Consider the following 17,847-nt stretch of genomic DNA (forward strand, 5'->3'; position numbering starts at 1 on the left):
CGGCAACCACTACCGAGGACCACCCCGCGGGGAATGACACCGTGACGGCGCACCGCAGAAATCGGGAGCCGGTTCTACCGGCACCGACATCGGACGGACCTGCAACAAGGCTATCATCGGGAGTCTTTTCCGCGTGATTCGCACACGCCGTACACACCGCCCCGAGGAGGATTTTCCGTGTCGCAGAGCAGCCGGGAGCGCGTGCAGGAGTTGACGGCGACGTGGCTCGCGCACATGATCACGGCCGCGGGGATCGTCTCGCTCCTCAGCGTGGTCATCCGGAGCGAGCGGGTACTCCCCCTCGTAGCGGATCTCCTCGGCATCGTCGGGATCCCCTCGCACCCGAGCCTGCTGGCCGTCGCGGCACTCACCGTCCTCCTCGGCGCCCTGCGACGACGCCTCCGTGCCGCGCACACCGTCGCGGTGATCATGATGTCGCTCCAGGTGCTGGTGAACATCGGGACCCTGGTGATCGTCGCGACGGATCAACTCGACCCCGGCGATACACGCCACCTGCCGTCCTTCATCGTGGCGTACGTATCCGTGCGCTTCTCCCTGCCGGGCGCCGCCCTGACCGCGGCCATCAGCGCGGTGTGTCTGGCCTTCGTCGTCGCAGCCCGCCCGCAGTACCCCGCGAGACTCGCGCGCGGTTCCCGGCGCGCCGCCTTCGGCGTCCTCGCCGGCGGCTTCGTCACCGTCTACCTCGTGGTGGTCGGCCTCGCGTTCACCTTCCCGGGCCGGGGCTCGAATCGCCTGAACGGCACCGTCGAGATCCTGCTGTGGTCCCTGCGATCCACGTTCGGCGTGGCCGTGCCGCGACGGATCGACGTGATGCTCAACGGGCACTCCGGACCGATGTGGCTCTACTCCCTCGCGGGCGTGCTGTCGGCGTCCGTACTGATCCTCGCGCTCATGGCGTTCTGGCGGGCCGGGCGTGGCGACGAGCTCATGACCGAGCCGGAGGAGCTGGAGGTCCGGCGGCTGCTCCTCGAGTACGGCGAGGACGATTCCCTGGGCTACTTCGCCACCCGCCGCGACAAGGCGGTCATCGCCTCCCCGGACCGGCGCGCGGTGGTGACCTGCCGCGCCGTCGGGCCGGTGTCGATGGCCAGCGCCGATCCCATCGGCCACCGCGACTCGTGGCCCGCCGCAGTAGCGGCATGGATCGAGGACTGCCGGTCGCACAGCCTCTATCCCGCCGTCCTGGCGGCGAGCGCCGACGGCGCCGCCGTCTACAAGGACGCCGGCTTGCGCACCCTGACGATCGGCGACGAAGCGATCATCCACGTCGATACGTTCACCCTCAAAGGCCGCGAGATGCGCGCCGTCCGCCAGGCGGTGACCCGGGTCGCCGGCGCGGGGTACACGCTCCAGGTGCGGCGGCACGGCGATCTGTCCGCCGCCGAGCTGACCGAAGTGGCCGCGTTGGCGGAGGAGTGGCGCGGCGAGGAGACGGAGCGCGGTTTCTCGATGGCGCTGAACCGGATCGGCGACCCGGTGGACGGTCGCTGCGTGCTCGTCTCCGCGCACAGTGCCGACGGGGCGGTGCGGGGGCTGCTCAGCTTCGTGCCGTGGGGTACGCGCGGCCTCTCGCTCGACCTGATGCGCCGCGATCGCGATGCCGAGAACGGCCTCAACGAGTTCATGGTCGCCAAGCTCATCGAGCACTGCGGAGAGATCGGGATCCGACGGATCTCCCTGAACTTCGCGGTGTTCCGATCGGTGTTCTCCGAGGCGGACCGGGTGGGCGCGGGGCCCGTCACCCGGATGGTCGACTCGGTTCTGAGCTTCGCCTCGAAGTTCTATCAGCTCGAGTCCCTGTATCGCTCCAACGACAAGTACCGCCCGGACTGGGTGCCCCGGGTCCTCTGCTACGACCCGGCGCTCAGCGCCGTCCGCGCCGGCATCGCCGTCGGCACCGCGGAGGGCTTCCTGCCGCAGATCGGGCCGAAGTTCCTGGCGGGACCGTCGATCCCCGACGAGGTTCCGCGCGACCGGGAGTTCGTCGACCGCCTGCTGGCCGAGGAGGAGCGGCTACTGCGCCGCGAGGCGCCGCCCGTGCGGCTCTCCGAGCAACAGCGCGTGCGGCGGCGCAAGCTGCTGGCGCTCGAGGAAGCGGGGATGCCCGCCTATCCGCCGTCGGTGCCGCGCACGTCCGACCTCGCCGCGGCACGGACCGCGGCCTCCGGCCTCGAGCCCGGCGGCACGTCCGGCACCGTCGTCTCCGTGACGGGGCGGGTGCGGGCAGCGCGCGATTACGGTGGTGTCACCTTCGTGGACCTCCACGAGGACGGCGACCGGCTGCAGGTGATCGCGGAGCACGGCCGCACCCCGGACGACGTGCGGGCGCTGTGGCGCAGGTCGATCGACATGGGCGACCTGGTCTCCGTGACCGGCGAAGTGATCCGGTCCCGCACGGGCGAGCCGTCGGTGCTCCTCACCTCCTGGGCCATGGCCGGCAAGTGCCTCTCCCCAGTCCCCAAGACACGGGCGCGGCTGGGCGACGAGACCCGGGCGCGTAATCGCCCCCTGGAGCTCATCACCGACGAGGCCGCCGTCGACATGCTGTACCGCCGCTCACGCGCCGTCGCGGCGATGCGCGCCGTCTTCGTGGACCGCGGATTCACCGAGGTGGAGACGCCGATGCTGCAGTCGGTCCACGGCGGCGCCGCCGCACGACCGTTCACCACCCATATCAACGCGTACGACATGGGGCTGTACCTGCGAATCGCCCCGGAGCTCTACCTCAAGCGGCTGGCGGTGGGCGGCATGGGCCGGATCTTCGAGGTGAACCGCAACTTCCGCAACGAGGGCGCGGATGCGACGCACAACCCGGAGTTCACCGCGCTCGAGGCCTACGAGGCGTACGGCGACTACACGACGATGCGGACGCTCACGCGGGAGGTGATCCTCGCCGCCGCGATCGCCGTGAACGGGAAGCCCGTCGCCGTGCGGCCCGACGGTGCCGGGGGTACGCGCGAGGTGGACCTGACGGCCGAGTGGCCCGTCGTCACGGTGCACTCCGCGGTGTCGAATGCGGCGGGGACGACGTTGACCTCGACGTCGACGCTCGAGGAGGTGGCCGCCGTGTGCGCACGCCACCACGTGGCCGTGCCGCGCGGCGCGACCGCGGGCAAGCTCGTGATGGAGCTGTACGAGGCGCTGGTCGAGAAGCAGACTGAGTTCCCGACGTTCTACTGCGACTTCCCGATCGAGGTCTCCCCGCTGGCACGCAGGCACCGCGACGATCCGCGCCTCACCGAGCAGTGGGACCTCGTCGGCTTCGGCGCCGAGCTCGGCACCGCCTACACCGAGCTCACCGACCCGATCGATCAGCGCGAGCGGCTCACGACGCAGTCCATGGCCGCGGCCGCGGGAGATCCGGAGGCGATGGAGCTGGACGAGTCCTTCCTCGACGCCCTCTCCTACGCCATGCCGCCGACCGGCGGCCTGGGCATCGGCGTGGATCGCATCGTCATGCTGCTGGCGGGCGTGAACATCCGCTCCACACTGGCCTTCCCGTTCGTCAAGCCCCAGGAGCGCTGACGCCCCCGGTGAACGCGTTCGCGACCGAGGACGGGGTGGCGGCGCTGGTACGGAGCCGCACCTTCGCCCGCCGGCGGTGAGCCGGCACCCGATCAGCCGCAGTCCGTCCCATTACCGCTGTGAATCCACGGCTCACTTGCGGCACGCGAGGCGACGGCGGCTGACGCCCCGCGACCGGCGGAGCCGGAAACGCCGAACGGCCCGCCCCGGGATCCGGGAGCGGGCCGTTCAGGGGAAGGCTCTTAGCGGCGCAGGCCGAGGCGCTCGATGAGCGCACGGTAGCGGTTGATGTCGACCGTGGCGACGTACTTCAGGAGGCGACGACGACGGCCGACGAGCAGCAGCAGACCGCGGCGGCTGTGGTGATCGTGCTTGTGCTCCTTGAGGTGCTCGGTCAGGTCGGTGATGCGCTTGGTCAGCATCGCGACCTGCGCCTCGGGCGAACCCGTGTCGGTCTCGTGCAAGCCGTACTCGGCCAGGATGCTCTTCTTCTGCTCGGTGGTCAGCGCCATGCGAGGCTCCTTGTTCCAGTATCGCGTCGTCAGAATTCCGTGCCGCCGCCGCGAACTGCAGCAGGCACAAGCGACCACGTTACCAGGGATCAGGCTATTCCCAGAATCGCGCGGGTCCTGTCGACATCGCCGCCCATCGCCTCGAGCAGGGACTCGATGGAGTCGAACCGCGCCATGCCGCGCAGCCGGTCGACGAAGTCGACGGCCACGTGCTGGCCGTACAGGTCGGCGGAGGTGTCCAGCACGAAGGCCTCGACGGTGCGCGTTCGTCCGGAGAACGTCGGGTTGCTGCCGACGGAGACGGCGGCCGGGTACCGCTCGCCCGGCGTCACCTGCCCCACCACCGGCCCCACGCCCAGCACGGTGAACCACGCGGCGTAGACACCGTCGGCGGGGATCGCCGCGAACATCGGTGGCGCGACGTTCGCCGTCGGGAAGCCCAGCTCACGACCGCGTCCGTCACCGCGGACGACGACACCCTCGACGCGGTGCGGGCGCCCCAACGCCTCGGCGGCGGCCTTGACGTCGCCCGCGTCCACGCAGGAGCGGATGTACGTCGAGGAATAGGTCACCGAGTGTTCGGTGAGCAGCGGGACGGGGTCCACCGAGAAGCCGAACTTGTTGCCGAGCCGCCCGAGCATCTCGACGTTGCCGAGCGCCCGGTGCCCGAAGGTGAAGTTGTCGCCCACGACGACCGCGGCGGCGTGCAGCCGCTCCACCAACACGGAGTGCACGAAGTCCTCGGCCGGCTGGGCCATGACGGTGGCGGTGAAGGGCATCACACAGAAGACGTCGATGCCGAGTTCCTCGGCGAGCTCGGCCCGCCGGGTCAGTGTGGTCAGTTGCGGCGGATGAGATCCGGGCCGCACCACCTCCGCGGGATGCGGATCGAACGTCATGAGGACCGCGGGGAGGCCACGTCGGCGGGCCTCCGCGGTCGCCCGTGCGATCAACTGGGCGTGTCCACGGTGTACACCGTCGAACACGCCGATCGTTACGACACAGCGTCCCCAGTCCGCGGGAACGTCATCGAGCCCTCGCCAGCGAAGCACGCACTCACCTTATCCGACGGCCTATGGTGGGTGCGTGCCCAAGCCTCCCCTGCCCGATTCGCCGCGCCCCGTCGGTGAACTGTCCGCGGTCACCCAGGACTACCTCAAGCAGATCTGGACCGCCCAGGAGTGGTCCGATGTGAAGGTCACCACCAAGTCGCTCGCCGATGCGCTCGGCGTCTCCGCCTCCACCGCCTCCGAAGCCATCCGCAAACTCGCCGACCAGGGGCTGGTCGACCACGAGAAGTACGGGGCGGTCACACTCACGGACGACGGCCGCGCCGTCGCGACGGCGATGGTGCGCCGGCACCGGCTCCTCGAGACCTTCCTGGTCTCGGAGCTCGGCTACGGCTGGGACGAGGTGCACGACGAGGCGGAGGTCCTCGAACACGCCGTCTCCGAGCGCTTTCTCGCGCGCCTCGACGAGCGGCTCGGTCACCCCGACCGGGACCCGCACGGCGATCCGATACCCCAGCCCGACGGCAGCGTGCCCACCCCCGACGCGTGCCTCCTCTCCGAGCTCGCAGCCGGTCAGTCGGGCACCGTCGCCCGGATCTCCGATTCCGACCCCGAGATGCTGCGCTACTTCCAGGAGGTCGGCATCGCGCCGGACGCGCGGATCGAGGTCGTGGAGCTGCGGAAGTTCCTCGGCACCATCGCGGTCACCGTCGACGGTCGTGCCGCGCTGGACCTGGGCGACGTGGCCGCGCACGCGATCTGGGTCAGGAGCGCAGATTCTTGAGCGCCTCGCGGCGGGACAGACCGCTGAGCTCGGCCTCGTGCGCGGTGACGTAGGCGCGGACCCACGCCGGATCGGTCTTGGCGTGCTCGCGCAGCGCCCAGCCGATCGCCTTGCGGAGGAAGAACTCCGCCTCGGGTAGGGCCGGCGCGATCGCATCCTCGAGGAGGTCGGTGTCGAGCCGGTCCCGCCGGCCGAGCTGCGCGAGGATCGCCAGCCGCCGCAGCCACAGATCGTCGCCGCGGCTCCAGGCGCGGACGACGGCCGCGGTGTCCTCGGGGTGCGCGTCGAGCAGGGCGGCGATGTGCCGGGCGGTCTCGTCGACGTGGTCCCACCAGGCTCCGGTCACCGCGATGTGCTCGTGCAGCGGCAGCAGCGCGGGATCGCCCCGGCCCAACCGGTAGCGCAGCAGGTTCTGCGCGGCGTACCGCTCCTCGCGGTACTGCGCGCCGTCCCACAGCGCGAGCACGACGGCCCGCAGCTCGTCGAGGCCGGCGGGCGGGTGATCGCGCCGCGCGGCGGCGGTGATCGCGCGGACCTGCGGCGCCGGGACGCCGAGGAAGGGCATCGCGGACTTCATGTACGCCTGCATCTTCGGCGCGCGCTCGGCGTCCGCCGCCGCGCGCAGCTCGGCGCGGATCCGATCGACCAGTTTCACCTCGTCATCACGCGCGCGATGCTACGCGCGCCGTCACCGCACGCCCCCCGTGTTCGTGCCGCGCCACCGCAGCGGCGCCTCCTCGTACTCCTCCGCGATGTGCGCCGCCATCCCGACGGTCCGCCCGTACTGGAACAGCACCTCCGTCGCCCGGGCCGGGAGCCCCAGCGAGTGCGCGACCGCGGCGCCGGCGAGGTCGATGTTGACCGCCCGGCCGGTGCGCTCCGCGAGGTCGGCGACGGCCCGCAGCGCTGGCGCGTCGGGCCGGTCCGCGCGCATCAGGCCCAGCACGACGGTGGCCCGCGGGTCCTCACCGGTGTAGACGATGTGCCCGAAGCCCGCGAGGTGCCCGCCCCAGGCGGCGTCCGCGATCGCCGCGTCCACATCGTCCCCGCCGAGGACCCGCCCGAGCATCGCGTACGCGGCCGCCGGGGCGCCGCCGTGCAGCACACCCGCCATCGCCCCGTACCCGGAGAGCAGCGCGTCGTAGAAGCCCGCCCGCGCGGAGGCGGCGACCCGCGCAGCCGTGGTCGACGCGGCCAGTCCGTTGTCGATGAGGCAGGTGGCGAGCGCATCGACCCAGGGGTGGTCGAGGCGGACCTCCGGAACGAGCTCGGCGAGGATCGGCAGCAGGCCCAGTGCGCGCTCGGCGATGTGGGACCGGTCCGCCCGCACCGGGTCCTGCGCGGCGAGCAGCGCGACGGCGAGCGGGATCCGGCGCTCGAGGGCCACCGTGCGCGCGAGTGCCAGGTCGACCGCGGGCGGTGGCGCGGACCCGTCCGTCTCCAGAACGAATCGGGCGGCCGCCGCGAAGTCCAGCTCGGCGCAGATCCGAGCGATGGGTCGCCCGCGCAGGTGCAGCGCGTCGCCCCGGAGCGCGGAGACCCGGGTGGTCACGGCGCGGAAGCGCAGCAGGCGGTCGGCCTCGCGCCGGCCGTCGTGCTTGACCGCGGCGAGCGAATCGATCTCGGTGCGGTCGAAGAGCGACTCCGCACGACCGGGCATGCGCCGCGAATGGAGCACTCCGCGGCTCACATACGAGTAGAGCGTGCCGCGTTTGACGCCGAGCCGCTCGGCGGCCTCCGAGGTCGTGATCCATCGGTCCACGAATTGATTGAATCAACATTGCGGGTATTGATCAACATCGCCACACTCGAGCCATGACCACACCGCTCATCGCCCCAGCGGGGCTCAAGAACGTCATCGTGACCGACACGGAGATCGGCGATGTCCGCGGCGAGGAGGGCTACTTCCACTACCGCGGCCACGACGCCACGCGCCTCGCGGCCGAGGCCTCCTTCGAGGACGCCTGGCACCTCGTCCTGTTCGGCACCCTGCCCGGCCCGTCCGACGGTGCCGCCTTCGCACGCCGTGTCGGCGCCCTCCGGCCGCTCCCCGGCGAAGTGCTCGACCTGCTGCGAGCCACCGTCGGGCCCGAGACCGAGCCGATGCACGCGCTGCGCGTCGCGCTCGCGGCGCTCGGCCTCGGCGACCGGCCCCTGATGGATCTCCGCGAGGAGGAGCGGGTCGACGCCGCACTGCGGTACGCCGCGGTGACCCCCACGATCCTCGCGGCGGCGCACCGTCTGGCGCGGGGCGAAGCGCCGGTGGAGGCCGATCCGGGCGCCGGCCACGCCGCGGACTACCTGCGGATGGCCACCGGATCGGCGTCCGACGGGGACGCCGCGGCGCTACAGACCTACCTGGTCGCAACGATCGACCACGGCTTCAACGCCTCGACCTTCGCCGGCCGGGTGATCGCATCGACGGGATCGGACATGGCCTCGTGCCTGCTCGGCGCGCTCGGCGCCTTCCTCGGCCCCCTGCACGGCGGCGCGCCGAGCCGGGCACTCGCGGCGCTCGACGAGATCGGCGACCCCGCGAACACTCGCGACTGGGTGCGCGGGAAGATCGCCCGCGACGAGAAGGTCATGGGCTTCGGGCACGCCGTGTACCGCACGCACGACCCGCGGTCCGAACTGCTCAAGGGCGTCGTGAGCCGCTTCGACACCCCGCTGGTACGCCAGGCCCGCGCCATCGAGGCGGAGATCGAGGCCGGGATCAACGAGCTCAAGCCCGGCCGGCAGCTGTATGCCAACGTCGAGTTCTACGCCGGCGTCCTGATGAGCGAGGTGGGCCTGCCGCCCTCGATGTTCACCCCCACCTTCGGCGTGGCTCGCGTCGTCGGCTGGACCGCCAACGTGCTCGAGCAGGTCCGGCAGGGCAAGATCATCCGCCCGTCAGCTCGCTACATCGGTGAACATTTGCAGTAGCATACCCGCCGTGACGTTCCCTTCTTATGCAGGCCGATACCGTATCGGCGGCCACATCGTCGACCTGCGCTCCCTGCGACTCGCCGACGCCGCGTCCTGGCGCAAGACGAATCTCGACCACGAGGAATGGCTGCGGCCGGCGTTCGGTGACCCGGGCACCGACTGGAACACCCGGCGCTCCACCGCAGCCTGGGCGGAGGAGTGGTGGGACGCTCGGAACGGGAAGGACGTCCTACTCTCCCGCGTTCTCACCGTCGACGACGGGGCCGAGCAGCGGGTGGTCGGCCAACAGTCGATGCGCGGTCCCGATCCGCGGACGGGCCACGCCGAGTCGCTCACCTGGGTCGCAGGCCTACCCGCCTCGAAGCCGGTCACCCTCTGGATGTCGGCGGTGAACCTCCTGGACACGTTCGTGCAGAATCCCCAGGTCTCGGCGTTGCTGGCGGTGCAACCGGTGGAGAATCGCGGCTCACTCATGCTGGCCAAGGCTCTCGGTTTCACGTATCTGCAGACCGCGCGAGCACTCCGGGAGTACGCAGGCGAACCCACCGATCACACCGTGTACGTCATGCACAACACCCCCGAGTCGCGCCGCGGGCTGAAGGACGTCATCGCTTCGGTGACGCCCGAGGCGATGCCCGCCCGTCGCCTCCCACCGCCGCCCGCCCGTTCCGCGATCGACCTGGCGCGCATCTCGGTGCGGCGCGTACGCGCACGGCGCGGTGCGCGCGGCGCCACGTCCGTCAGAGCGTTCCCGGAGCGGGCGCGCACCGATGACGGAATCGATATCACCTTCGGAGCCGACCCCCACGGCCGCCATCCGGTGTCCGCCGACGGAGAATCGATCGGCGCCCTGCAGATACACATCGACGAAGGAAGTTCGACGACCACCATCATCGACTGGCTGCACGCCGATACACCGGCGGCGATCGGGGCGGCGGCCGTCGTCACGGCGTGCCGCGCCGCCGCGGAGCTCCAGGCCACCCGGCGCCTCACGGTGGCACTCGCCGACCGGCACGACCGGGCCCGGGACGCCCTCGCCGCGATCGGTTTCTCCTCAGAGGGGCCGACCCTGCCGACGCTCGGGGATCTGGACATGCCGCGCGAATCGTGGACCCGGCTCCGGCCCGACGGGTAACGCGGTCAGGCGGAGGGGCGCACCACGAACACCGAGCTCGCCCGCTTCCCCGACTCCTGCAGCAGCGCGATGGCACGGCCGTCCGTGGTCACCGCGGCGTACACGCCGGGACGGCCGATCGGATCGAGCCACCGGCCCAGCGCGAGATCAACGGCCTGCTCCGCGGTGATCTCCCGGGTCGCGAAGCCCGCGGCGATCGCCTCATCGATGCCGTACGACAGCCTCGGCGCCTCGAAGAGTTCGTCGAGGGTGATCGCGTGCTCGAGACCGTAGGGCCCGACGCGGGTTCGGCGCAGCGCGGTCAGGTGGCCGCCCACCCCGAGCGCGGCGCCCAGGTCGCGGGCGAGCGCCCGGACGTACGTGCCGGAGGAGCACTCGACGGTCACGTCGACGTCGAGGAAGTCGCCATCGCGACGGAAGCCGTGCGCGGCGAACTCGCCGACAGTGACCGGCCGGGCCTTGAGCTGCACGTCCGCGCCCTCGCGGACGAGCTGATGCGCCCGCTTGCCGTCGACCTTGATCGCGCTCACGCTGCTCGGGACCTGCTCGATGTCGCCCGTCAGGGGCGCCATCGCGGCGCGCACCGCGTCCTCGTCCAGACCGGCGGCGGAGGCGCCACCCGTGACCTCGCCCTCGGCGTCGTCCGTCGACGTCGAGGCGCCGAGCCGGACCGTGGCGGTATAGGCCTTCGTCGTCAGCGCCAGATGGCCCAGGAGCTTCGTCGCGCGCTCGACGCCGATCACCAGAACGCCGGTCGCCATCGGGTCCAGGGTGCCGGCGTGGCCGACCTTGCGAGTGCTCATGGCGCGCCGGCAACGCGCGACCACGTCGTGGCTGGTCAGGCCCGCGGCCTTGTCGACGATGACGAGTCCCGCGCCGTCGGGTTCGAGGAACCCCCTGTCGGTGGTCATCTCACACCACTGCGATCGCGGTCACGATAAGGCCATCGGTGATCCTCCATCGGCCGTCGAAGGAGGACACGGGAGGGCCGCCGTCGATCGTGCGCCCGTCGATGAGGATCCGGGACCGGAACGTGCCCGCCGCCGCGTCGTCCGTGCGCTCGGTGAGATCGAACGTGATCTCCGCGTCCTCGAACCCCAGCCAACGCCCGGTGATCGGGTTCCACGCCTTGTACGTGGCCTCCTTCGCGCAGAACAGGAGCCGGTCCCAGTGCAGCCCGTCGTCGGGGCGCGCGGCGAGCACGTCCCGCTCGGATTCCACGGAGACCGTCGGCAGCACCTTGTCGGGCAGCGCGAGGTGCGGCTCGGCGTCGATACCGATGGTGCGCACCCCCATGCGGTAGCCCACCACCGCGCCGCGATAGCCCTCGCAGTGCGTGAGGGCGCCCACGACGTTGCGCGGCCAGTCCACGCCGCCGCGCTCGCCCTTGACGAGCACCGCATCGCCAATGCCCAACTCGCCCAGCGCCTCCCGGGCGAGATGGCGCACCGTCGTGTACTCGGCCTGACGTTTGGGCACGGCTTTCGCGATCTGCGCGGCCTCCCGGGGATGCAGGGGCGCGTCGACGTCGGCCTGCGCCTCCCGCGCGATCACGCCCCGCGGCAGCATCGACTGCAGAATCACTTCTCCCCCTCCTTCGCGCGCGCCGCCCGGCGCTCCGCGATCCGTTCCCGCGCAGCGACGCGGCGGTCGCTCAGGCGCTCCTGCGCCGCCGCGCGCTCAGCGGCGAACCTCTCCGGGTCGTCCCGGTACTCCGGGTCGATGTCGAAATGGACGCCGTAGTGGCCCAGCGACTTCTCCGTGTACTCGGGTGCGGGGAGGATCCGCCGCAGCAGCGGCTCGGGCAGTCCGCGCTTCTGCCACTCCCTCGGGTAGCCCACGGAGACCTCTTCGAATCGCACGCCGTCGTACCACGTGGTGCGCGGGATGTGCAGATGCCCGTATACGACTGCCTCGGCGTCGTACCGCACATGCCAGTCCCGCGTCGAGGTGGTGCCGCACCACAGGGCGAAATCCGGGTAGAACAGCACGTCGGTGGGCTCGCGCCGCAGTGGCCAATGGTTCACGAGCACGGTGCGCGTGCCGGTGGGCAGGGCCGCGAGCCGGCGCCGGGTGTACTCCAGCCTGGCCCGGCACCATGCGTCACGCGTGGCGTAGGGCTCGGGCGAGAGCAGGAACTCGTCGGTGGCGACGACGCTGTTCTCCTTCGCACGCGCGAGCGCCTGCAGCGCGGTCACGCCCTCGTCGCGGAAGCTGTAGTCGTAGAGCAGGAACATCGGAACGACGGTGACCGGACCCGATTCCGGGTCGTCGAAGACCGGGAATGGGTCCTCCGGGGTCAGCACGCCGTGGTGCCGGCAGATCTCCACCAGGTGGTCGTACCGGGCCTCGCCGAAGACCTGCATCGGGTCCTTCGAGGTGGTGTAGAGCTCGTGGTTGCCCGGGACCCAGATCACCGTCGCGAACCGCGGCACGAGGGCCGCGAGCACCTCGTCGAGCTGGTCGGTGCGCTCACACAGGTCCCCCGCGAGAATCAGCCAGTCATCCGGCGAGGGCGGCCGCACCATGTCGACGATGCCCTCGTTACCGCGGTGCCCGACGTGCAGGTCGCTGATCGCCCAGAGGTTCGACACCCCTCCACGCTACCGGGCGGCGTCGCGGCGGGACCTGACGCGCCCCGGAAGGCGCTCCCCGCGGACCGTCCTCGGCGGCGGCGACGGCTCAGTAATGTCGGATCCGATGAACCACTCGACCGATGCACCGCATGCTCCGTACCCGCGCAAACCGCCCGTCCTGTGGACCGACTGGGCGATGGTCGCGCTCGCCTTCGTCTCCGTCGGCCTCATCGTGTGGATCACGTTCTTCACGGTCTCGCCCACGACGCTGCGCACGGTGCTGATCGTCGATGCGGTGATCTGCGCGATCTTCGCCGCCGAGTTCCTCTGGCGTTGGCGGCAGGTGGGCTGGCACCGTCGATTCCTCCTGATGAACTGGTACGAGATCCTCGGCATGATTCCCGCGGCGATCGTGCCGAGCCCGGCTCCCCGGCTGTTCCGCCTGATCCGGATCGTGGTGGCCCTCGCGCGCCTGGCGCGGGCGATCGACCGGCTGTACGGCGATCGGATCACCGCGGCCGTCGTCAACCGCGCAACGGACACGGTCGTCGACGCCGTCAAGCGCCCGATCACCGTGGCCGTCCTCGACGAGGTGACCGAGGTGCTCAAATCGGGCCACTACACCAAGAACATCGCCGCCGCGCTCGAGGAGAACAAGGCCGAGATGAGCGGCATGATTCTCGAGACCATCAAGAACGACCCGCAGACCAGGCGCGTCAAGTACATCCCGTTCCACGACGAGATCATCCAGCTGATCGTGGACACGACTTTCCGGATGGTGCTGCAGGTGCTCGCCGACGAGCGCACCGACGAACTGGTCGCCGACATGCTGCGCGAAAACATCGACCAGATCCGCGATTCCGTGCAGCGCAAGGAGGTCGCCGAGATGGCGAAGCCGGGCAACACGGTCATTACACGGCACCCGAACCCGTAACCGGGCCGTTACCGCGCAGTCACTCCCGGCGAACGCCGCGCCCGCACCATTCTCCCCAACCCCGCGTCGCACGGCGCGGGCCGGAAGGGAAAACCGTGACCGCATTGCAACCCGCGGAGGCCGACGGCGCACCGTCGAACGCGCTCCGCGACGCCGCCGTCCGCGAGACGCTCGAGGACTACACGCTCCGGTTCGCGCCGCGCAGCTACCGCAAGTGGGGACCCGCTGTGGTCGCCACGTCGGCGCTCGGCGGCATCGCCTACCTCGCCGATTTCGCGATCGGCGCCAACATCGGCATCGCGGGCGGCACGGGTAACGCGCTGCTGGGCATCGGATTCTTCGCGATCGTCATCATGGCCACGGGCCTGCCGCTGTCCTACTACGCGGCGCGGTACAACATCGACCTCGACCTCATCACCCGCGGCAGCGGTTTCGGATACTACGGCTCGGTGCTGACCAACGTCATCTTCGCCTCGTTCACGTTCATCTTCTTCGCGCTCGAGGGCGCGATCATGGCGCAGGGCCTCAAGCTGGGCCTCGGGATCCCCCTCCCGGTCGGGTACCTCTTGAGCTCGGTGATCGTGATCCCGCTGGTGATCTACGGAATGAACACTCTCGCCAAGCTGCAGGTGTGGACGACTCCCATCTGGCTCGTGATGATGGTGCTGCCGTTCGCGTACCTGCTGTTCAGTCATCCGGGCGCGATCGGCGACTTCTTCGCGTACTCGGGCACGGACATCGTGCGCGACGGTGCCGGGAACGTCGTGTCCGCCACGCCCGCCGGCCACGGCGTGAGCCTGGCCGGCACCATGCTCGCCGCCGGCGTGTGCCTCTCGCTCATCGCGCAGATCGCCGAGCAGATCGACTACCTGCGGTTCATGCCGCCCAAGACCGCGGCGAACCGGCGGGCCTGGTGGACCGCGATGCTGACCGCCGGCCCGGGCTGGGTGGTCTTCGGTGCCATCAAGCAGGTCGTGGGCCTGTTCCTCGCCGTCTACCTGATCGCGCAGACCGCCGACAACGCCGGCATCGCCAACGAGCCCGTGCACCAGTTCGTCGAGATCTACTCCGACTTCCTGCCCGGCTGGCTCGCCATCACCCTCGCCGTGATCCTCGTGGTCATCAGCCAGATCAAGATCAACGTGACCAACGCCTACTCCGGCTCCCTCGCGTGGACCAACAGCTTCACCCGGGTCACCAAGACGTATCCGGGCCGCCTCGTCTTCCTGGTGCTCAACGTCGCGATCGCCCTGGTGCTCATGGAGGCCGACATGTTCAGCTTCCTCAATTCGATCCTCGGCTTCTACGCCAATCTGGCCATCGCCTGGATCGTGGCCGTCGCCAGCGACATCGCCATCAACAAGTACCTGCTGAAGATCTCGCCCAAGGACCCCGAGTTCCGCCGCGGCATGCTCTACAACGTCAACCCGGTCGGCGTCGTCACCCTGATCGTCGCCGGCGGATTGTCGATCGCGACCTTCTTCGGGCTCCTCGGCGCCGGCCTGCAGCCCTACTCGCCGCTGGTGGCCCTGGTGCTCGCCCTGGTGCTCCCGCCGGTGCTCGCGATCGCCACCCGCGGCAAGTACTACCTGCGGCGCGGCGATGACGGGATCGACCTGCCGATGTTCGACGCCGACGGCAACCCATCGGGCGAGAGGCTCCTGTGCTGCGTCACCGGAATCGAGTTCGAGCGCCCCGACATGGTCGCCTCCGCAGTCCCCGGCCCTGGCGGCGAGAAGCAGTACATCAGCTCGCTGGCGCTGTCGACGGACAAGTCGGGCGAGCACGTGCTGCCCGCCGATCCGCCGGTGAAGTAGGGGGCGTGCCTCCCGCCTCAGGTGTCCGACGGTGCGCCGACCTCCTCCGCGGGGGCCGGCGCACCGTCGTCGGTGCTGCGCGCACGCAGGTGGAGGAGGATCTCCGCGTGCCCCTGCAGGAAGGCCCGCTCGTCGAGCTTCTTGCGGCGCATCCATCCCGTGACCTCGGAGTTGCATTTGCTCGCGTTGCACGCGCGACAGGCGGGCACCACGTTCTGCTGGGTGTAGCGGCCGCCGCGCGAGATCGGGAGGACGCAATCCTTCTGGAAGGGGCCCGCTCCCCCGCAGTAGGCGCAGGCGCCCCACAGCGCGAGCAGCTCGTCCCACTGCGGCGCCGTGAGGTCATTGTCGGCGGCGGCCACGCGCTTCGCCCTGCGGCGGGCGATCCGGGCCTTGCGGGTCTGCGCGCGGGGCGGAGTGGACTTCGGCGGCACGGTCCCACGGTACTCAGCGGGTACTCAGCACAAGCGATACCGATTCGGTAGTTTCCCCTCGGGAACCCGGCGAAAGGAATACCGTCCAGTCATGCCCACCTACGAATTCCGCTGCAGCAGTTGCGGACCCTTCGACGCCGTCTTCAGTATGCGCGAGGTCCCCGCGGCCACGGCATGTCGCTGCGGATCCCCGGCGCGTCGCGGCATCACCGCGCCCCGGCTCGGCAGCGGTGCGTCCAGCGCGATGAAGCTGCTCGACGCCACCCGGGCGACCGCCGAGCGGCCGGCGGTGGTCGGCGCGCCCGCGGGCCGAGCCCGCCACGCGGGCGCGCCGGCACCGTCGAACCCGCTGCACGCACGCCTGCCCCGGCCCTGAAACCGTACGAAGACCTGAAGAAAGGCCTGCTCCATGCCCGACGTCGTCTTTCCACTCGATTCCAGTAGGAAATTCACCGACCAGGAGAAGATCGGCCACAACCGGTGGCACTACGCCATCCCGCCGGCCGTCACCGTCAAGCCCGGCGACACCTTCCGGGTGCACTGCCGCGAGTGGTTCGACGGTGCCATCCACAACGACGACTCGGCGGAGGACATCCTCCACGCACCGCTGACCACGGTGCACACCCTCTCGGGCCCGATCGCGGTGGAGGGCGCGAAGCCGGGCGACCTGCTCATCGTGGACATCGTGGACGTGGGCCCGATCCCGCAGGAGGACAGCGGGCCGCTGGCCGGCCAGGGCTGGGGCTACACGGGCATCTTCGCCAAGGAGAACGGCGGCGGCTTCCTCACCGACCAGTTCCCCGACGCCTACAAGGCGATCTGGGACTTCACCGGCCACACCGCCACCTCGCGGCACGTGCCGCACGTCAGCTTCACCGGGATCGTCCACCCGGGACTCATGGGCACGGCGCCGTCGAAGGACCTGCTGGCCCGGTGGAACGCCCGCGAGGCGGCGCTCATCGCGACCGACCCCGATCGGGTGCCGCCGCTGGCGCTCCCTCCCGAGCCGAACGACGCCATCCTCGGTAGCCTCACCGGCGACGCCTTCGCCGCGGCCGCCGCGGAGGCCGCCCGCACCGCCCCGCCGCGCGAGAACGGCGGCAACCAGGACATCAAGAACCTCACCCGGGGCACTCGCGTCTTCTACCCGGTGTTCGTGGACGGCGCCAACCTCTCGGTGGGTGATCTGCACTTCAGCCAGGGCGACGGCGAGATCACCTTCTGCGGCGCCATCGAGATGGGCGGATTCATCGACCTGCACGTCGACATCATCTCGGGCGGCATGGAGACCTACGGCGTCAGCGAGAACGCGATCTTCCTGCCCGGCGGCGATGTGGGCCCGCGGTACGAGCAGTTCCTCGCGTTCTCAGGCACCTCGGTGACCCTCGACGACGAACAGCGCTACTTGGACAGCCACCTCGCGTACCAGCGGGCGTGCCTGCACGCCATCGACTACCTCACCACGTTCGGCTACACCCCGGAGCAGGCGTACCTGCTGCTCGGCGCCGCGCCGATCGAGGGTCGCCTCTCGGGTGTGGTCGACATCCCGAACTCCTGTGCCACGGTGTACATCCCGACGTCGATCTTCGACTTCGACGTCACGCCCGGCAAGGACGGACCGACCCGGATCGATCCGGGTCAGGGGGCACCGCGCGCCGCGCGCTGATCCCGCGTGCCCGACTCGGTCCGGCACCGACGGATCAGTACGGGATCGGCAGGCCGGGCGGGATCGTGATGGTGCGCGGCGCACCCGGCGGCAGCTGGACGACGGGCGGAATCACCACGGTAGTGGGGTACGGCTGCTGCGTGGCGGTCGGCGCGGCCGTGGTGGTCCCCGCCGCCGGGTAGGTCGTGGTCGGCGCGACGTACTGCCCGCCGCCGGGCTGCTGCTCGGTGACCGCCGGTGCCGGCGCCGGGACCGTCGTCGTGACCGGCGCCGAGGACGGAGTCGCGGACGCGGAGGACGGACTCGCGGGCGCACTCTGCGCCGCCGAGGGGTTCACGGTGAAGGACGGCACCGACTCGGGCCGCGACGGGGCGCAGGCCATTGCCGCGCCGCACACCGCGACGACCGCCGCGCCGGCGAGGGTCCGACGGAACGCGACCGTGCTCGTGATCACAGTGAATGACATATGCAACATATGATCGTATTCGGGGCCACATTGCAA

The 17,847-nt window shown here is 70.6% G+C and carries 17 protein-coding genes; 8 read left to right on the plus strand and 9 right to left on the minus strand.

Annotated elements, in window-relative coordinates; translation table 11 throughout:
• Nucleotides 1–177 precede the first annotated feature (177 nt).
• Nucleotides 178–3,546 (plus strand): bifunctional lysylphosphatidylglycerol synthetase/lysine--tRNA ligase LysX, encoded by a 3,369-nt coding sequence (lysX, locus tag FK529_RS08945; RefSeq protein WP_146560605.1) that lies wholly within the window; start codon nucleotides 178–180, stop codon nucleotides 3,544–3,546.
• A 242-nt stretch (nucleotides 3,547–3,788) separates the two neighbouring features.
• On the opposite strand, the gene rpsO is transcribed toward lysX, so the two are convergent.
• Nucleotides 3,789–4,058, minus strand: coding sequence for a 30S ribosomal protein S15 (rpsO, locus tag FK529_RS08950; RefSeq protein ID WP_146560606.1), 270 nt, complete (start codon nucleotides 4,056–4,058; stop codon nucleotides 3,789–3,791).
• 89 nt (nucleotides 4,059–4,147) lie between these two features.
• Nucleotides 4,148–5,110 (minus strand): bifunctional riboflavin kinase/FAD synthetase, encoded by a 963-nt coding sequence (locus FK529_RS08955; RefSeq protein WP_146560607.1) that lies wholly within the window; start codon nucleotides 5,108–5,110, stop codon nucleotides 4,148–4,150.
• A 34-nt stretch (nucleotides 5,111–5,144) separates the two neighbouring features.
• Between FK529_RS08955 and FK529_RS08960 the strand changes: the two genes are divergently transcribed.
• Nucleotides 5,145–5,852: a metal-dependent transcriptional regulator gene (locus FK529_RS08960; RefSeq protein ID WP_146560608.1), complete on the plus strand. Its 708-nt coding sequence runs from the start codon at nucleotides 5,145–5,147 to the stop codon at nucleotides 5,850–5,852.
• Here FK529_RS08960 and FK529_RS08965 read toward each other — a convergent pair.
• Both FK529_RS08965 and FK529_RS08970 read right to left on the minus strand, forming a co-directional pair.
• Nucleotides 5,833–6,507 carry a DNA alkylation repair protein gene (locus FK529_RS08965; RefSeq protein ID WP_146560609.1) on the minus strand — a complete coding sequence of 225 codons (675 nt, stop codon included), beginning with the start codon at nucleotides 6,505–6,507 and terminating at the stop codon, nucleotides 5,833–5,835. The two genes, FK529_RS08960 and FK529_RS08965, sit on opposite strands and share 20 nt — an antisense overlap.
• Before the next feature lie 33 nt (nucleotides 6,508–6,540).
• Nucleotides 6,541–7,614: a citrate/2-methylcitrate synthase gene (locus FK529_RS08970; protein ID WP_146560610.1), complete on the minus strand. Its 1,074-nt coding sequence runs from the start codon at nucleotides 7,612–7,614 to the stop codon at nucleotides 6,541–6,543.
• Between the two features lie 53 nt (nucleotides 7,615–7,667).
• Between FK529_RS08970 and FK529_RS08975 the strand changes: the two genes are divergently transcribed.
• Both FK529_RS08975 and FK529_RS08980 read left to right on the plus strand, forming a co-directional pair.
• Complete coding sequence (locus tag FK529_RS08975) at nucleotides 7,668–8,780, plus strand: citrate/2-methylcitrate synthase (protein ID WP_146560611.1); 1,113 nt, start codon at nucleotides 7,668–7,670, stop codon at nucleotides 8,778–8,780.
• A gap of 10 nt (nucleotides 8,781–8,790) precedes the next feature.
• Nucleotides 8,791–9,918 (plus strand): GNAT family N-acetyltransferase, encoded by a 1,128-nt coding sequence (locus FK529_RS08980; RefSeq protein WP_158635082.1) that lies wholly within the window; start codon nucleotides 8,791–8,793, stop codon nucleotides 9,916–9,918.
• Nucleotides 9,919–9,923: 5 nt separating this feature from the next.
• Here the strand turns inward: FK529_RS08980 and truB are convergent, their stop codons facing one another.
• The 3 genes from truB to FK529_RS08995 are packed head-to-tail and all read right to left on the minus strand — an operon-like array spanning nucleotide 9,924 to nucleotide 12,512.
• The gene (gene truB / locus FK529_RS08985; protein ID WP_146560613.1) at nucleotides 9,924–10,829 is read right to left on the minus strand and encodes a tRNA pseudouridine(55) synthase TruB; all 906 of its coding nucleotides are present in this window, start codon (nucleotides 10,827–10,829) and stop codon (nucleotides 9,924–9,926) included.
• Between the two features lies 1 nt (nucleotide 10,830).
• The gene (locus FK529_RS08990) at nucleotides 10,831–11,499 is read right to left on the minus strand and encodes a 4'-phosphopantetheinyl transferase family protein (protein WP_146560679.1); all 669 of its coding nucleotides are present in this window, start codon (nucleotides 11,497–11,499) and stop codon (nucleotides 10,831–10,833) included.
• On the minus strand, nucleotides 11,499–12,512 hold the full coding sequence (locus FK529_RS08995) for a metallophosphoesterase family protein (protein WP_146560614.1): 1,014 nt from the start codon (nucleotides 12,510–12,512) through the stop codon (nucleotides 11,499–11,501). Before FK529_RS08995 ends, FK529_RS08990 begins: the two co-directional genes overlap by 1 nt.
• Nucleotides 12,513–12,618: 106 nt before the next feature.
• On the opposite strand from FK529_RS08995, the gene FK529_RS09000 reads away from it, so the two are divergent.
• Both FK529_RS09000 and FK529_RS09005 read left to right on the plus strand, forming a co-directional pair.
• Nucleotides 12,619–13,428 (plus strand): ion transporter, encoded by an 810-nt coding sequence (locus tag FK529_RS09000; RefSeq protein WP_193559674.1) that lies wholly within the window; start codon nucleotides 12,619–12,621, stop codon nucleotides 13,426–13,428.
• 95 nt (nucleotides 13,429–13,523) lie between these two features.
• The gene (locus FK529_RS09005; RefSeq protein WP_146560615.1) at nucleotides 13,524–15,245 is read left to right on the plus strand and encodes a purine-cytosine permease family protein; all 1,722 of its coding nucleotides are present in this window, start codon (nucleotides 13,524–13,526) and stop codon (nucleotides 15,243–15,245) included.
• Between the two features lie 17 nt (nucleotides 15,246–15,262).
• On the opposite strand, the gene FK529_RS09010 is transcribed toward FK529_RS09005, so the two are convergent.
• Complete coding sequence (locus FK529_RS09010; RefSeq protein WP_193559675.1) at nucleotides 15,263–15,679, minus strand: HNH endonuclease; 417 nt, start codon at nucleotides 15,677–15,679, stop codon at nucleotides 15,263–15,265.
• Nucleotides 15,680–15,770: 91 nt separating this feature from the next.
• Here FK529_RS09010 and FK529_RS09015 point away from each other — a divergent pair, with 91 nt between their 5' ends.
• Nucleotides 15,771–16,055, plus strand: a complete 285-nt coding sequence (locus FK529_RS09015; protein WP_146560616.1) for an FmdB family zinc ribbon protein — start codon at nucleotides 15,771–15,773, stop codon at nucleotides 16,053–16,055.
• A gap of 33 nt (nucleotides 16,056–16,088) precedes the next feature.
• Nucleotides 16,089–17,345, plus strand: coding sequence for a formamidase (gene fmdA / locus FK529_RS09020; RefSeq protein WP_146560617.1), 1,257 nt, complete (start codon nucleotides 16,089–16,091; stop codon nucleotides 17,343–17,345).
• Nucleotides 17,346–17,379: 34 nt separating this feature from the next.
• On the opposite strand, the gene FK529_RS20005 is transcribed toward fmdA, so the two are convergent.
• A complete protein-coding gene (locus FK529_RS20005; protein WP_158635083.1) occupies nucleotides 17,380–17,811 on the minus strand; it encodes a hypothetical protein in 432 nt (143 codons plus the stop codon).
• Nucleotides 17,812–17,847 lie beyond the last annotated feature (36 nt).

This window comes from Tsukamurella asaccharolytica (assembly GCF_007858435.1).
In the GTDB taxonomy this organism is placed as follows: Bacteria; Actinomycetota; Actinomycetes; order Mycobacteriales; family Mycobacteriaceae; genus Tsukamurella; species Tsukamurella asaccharolytica.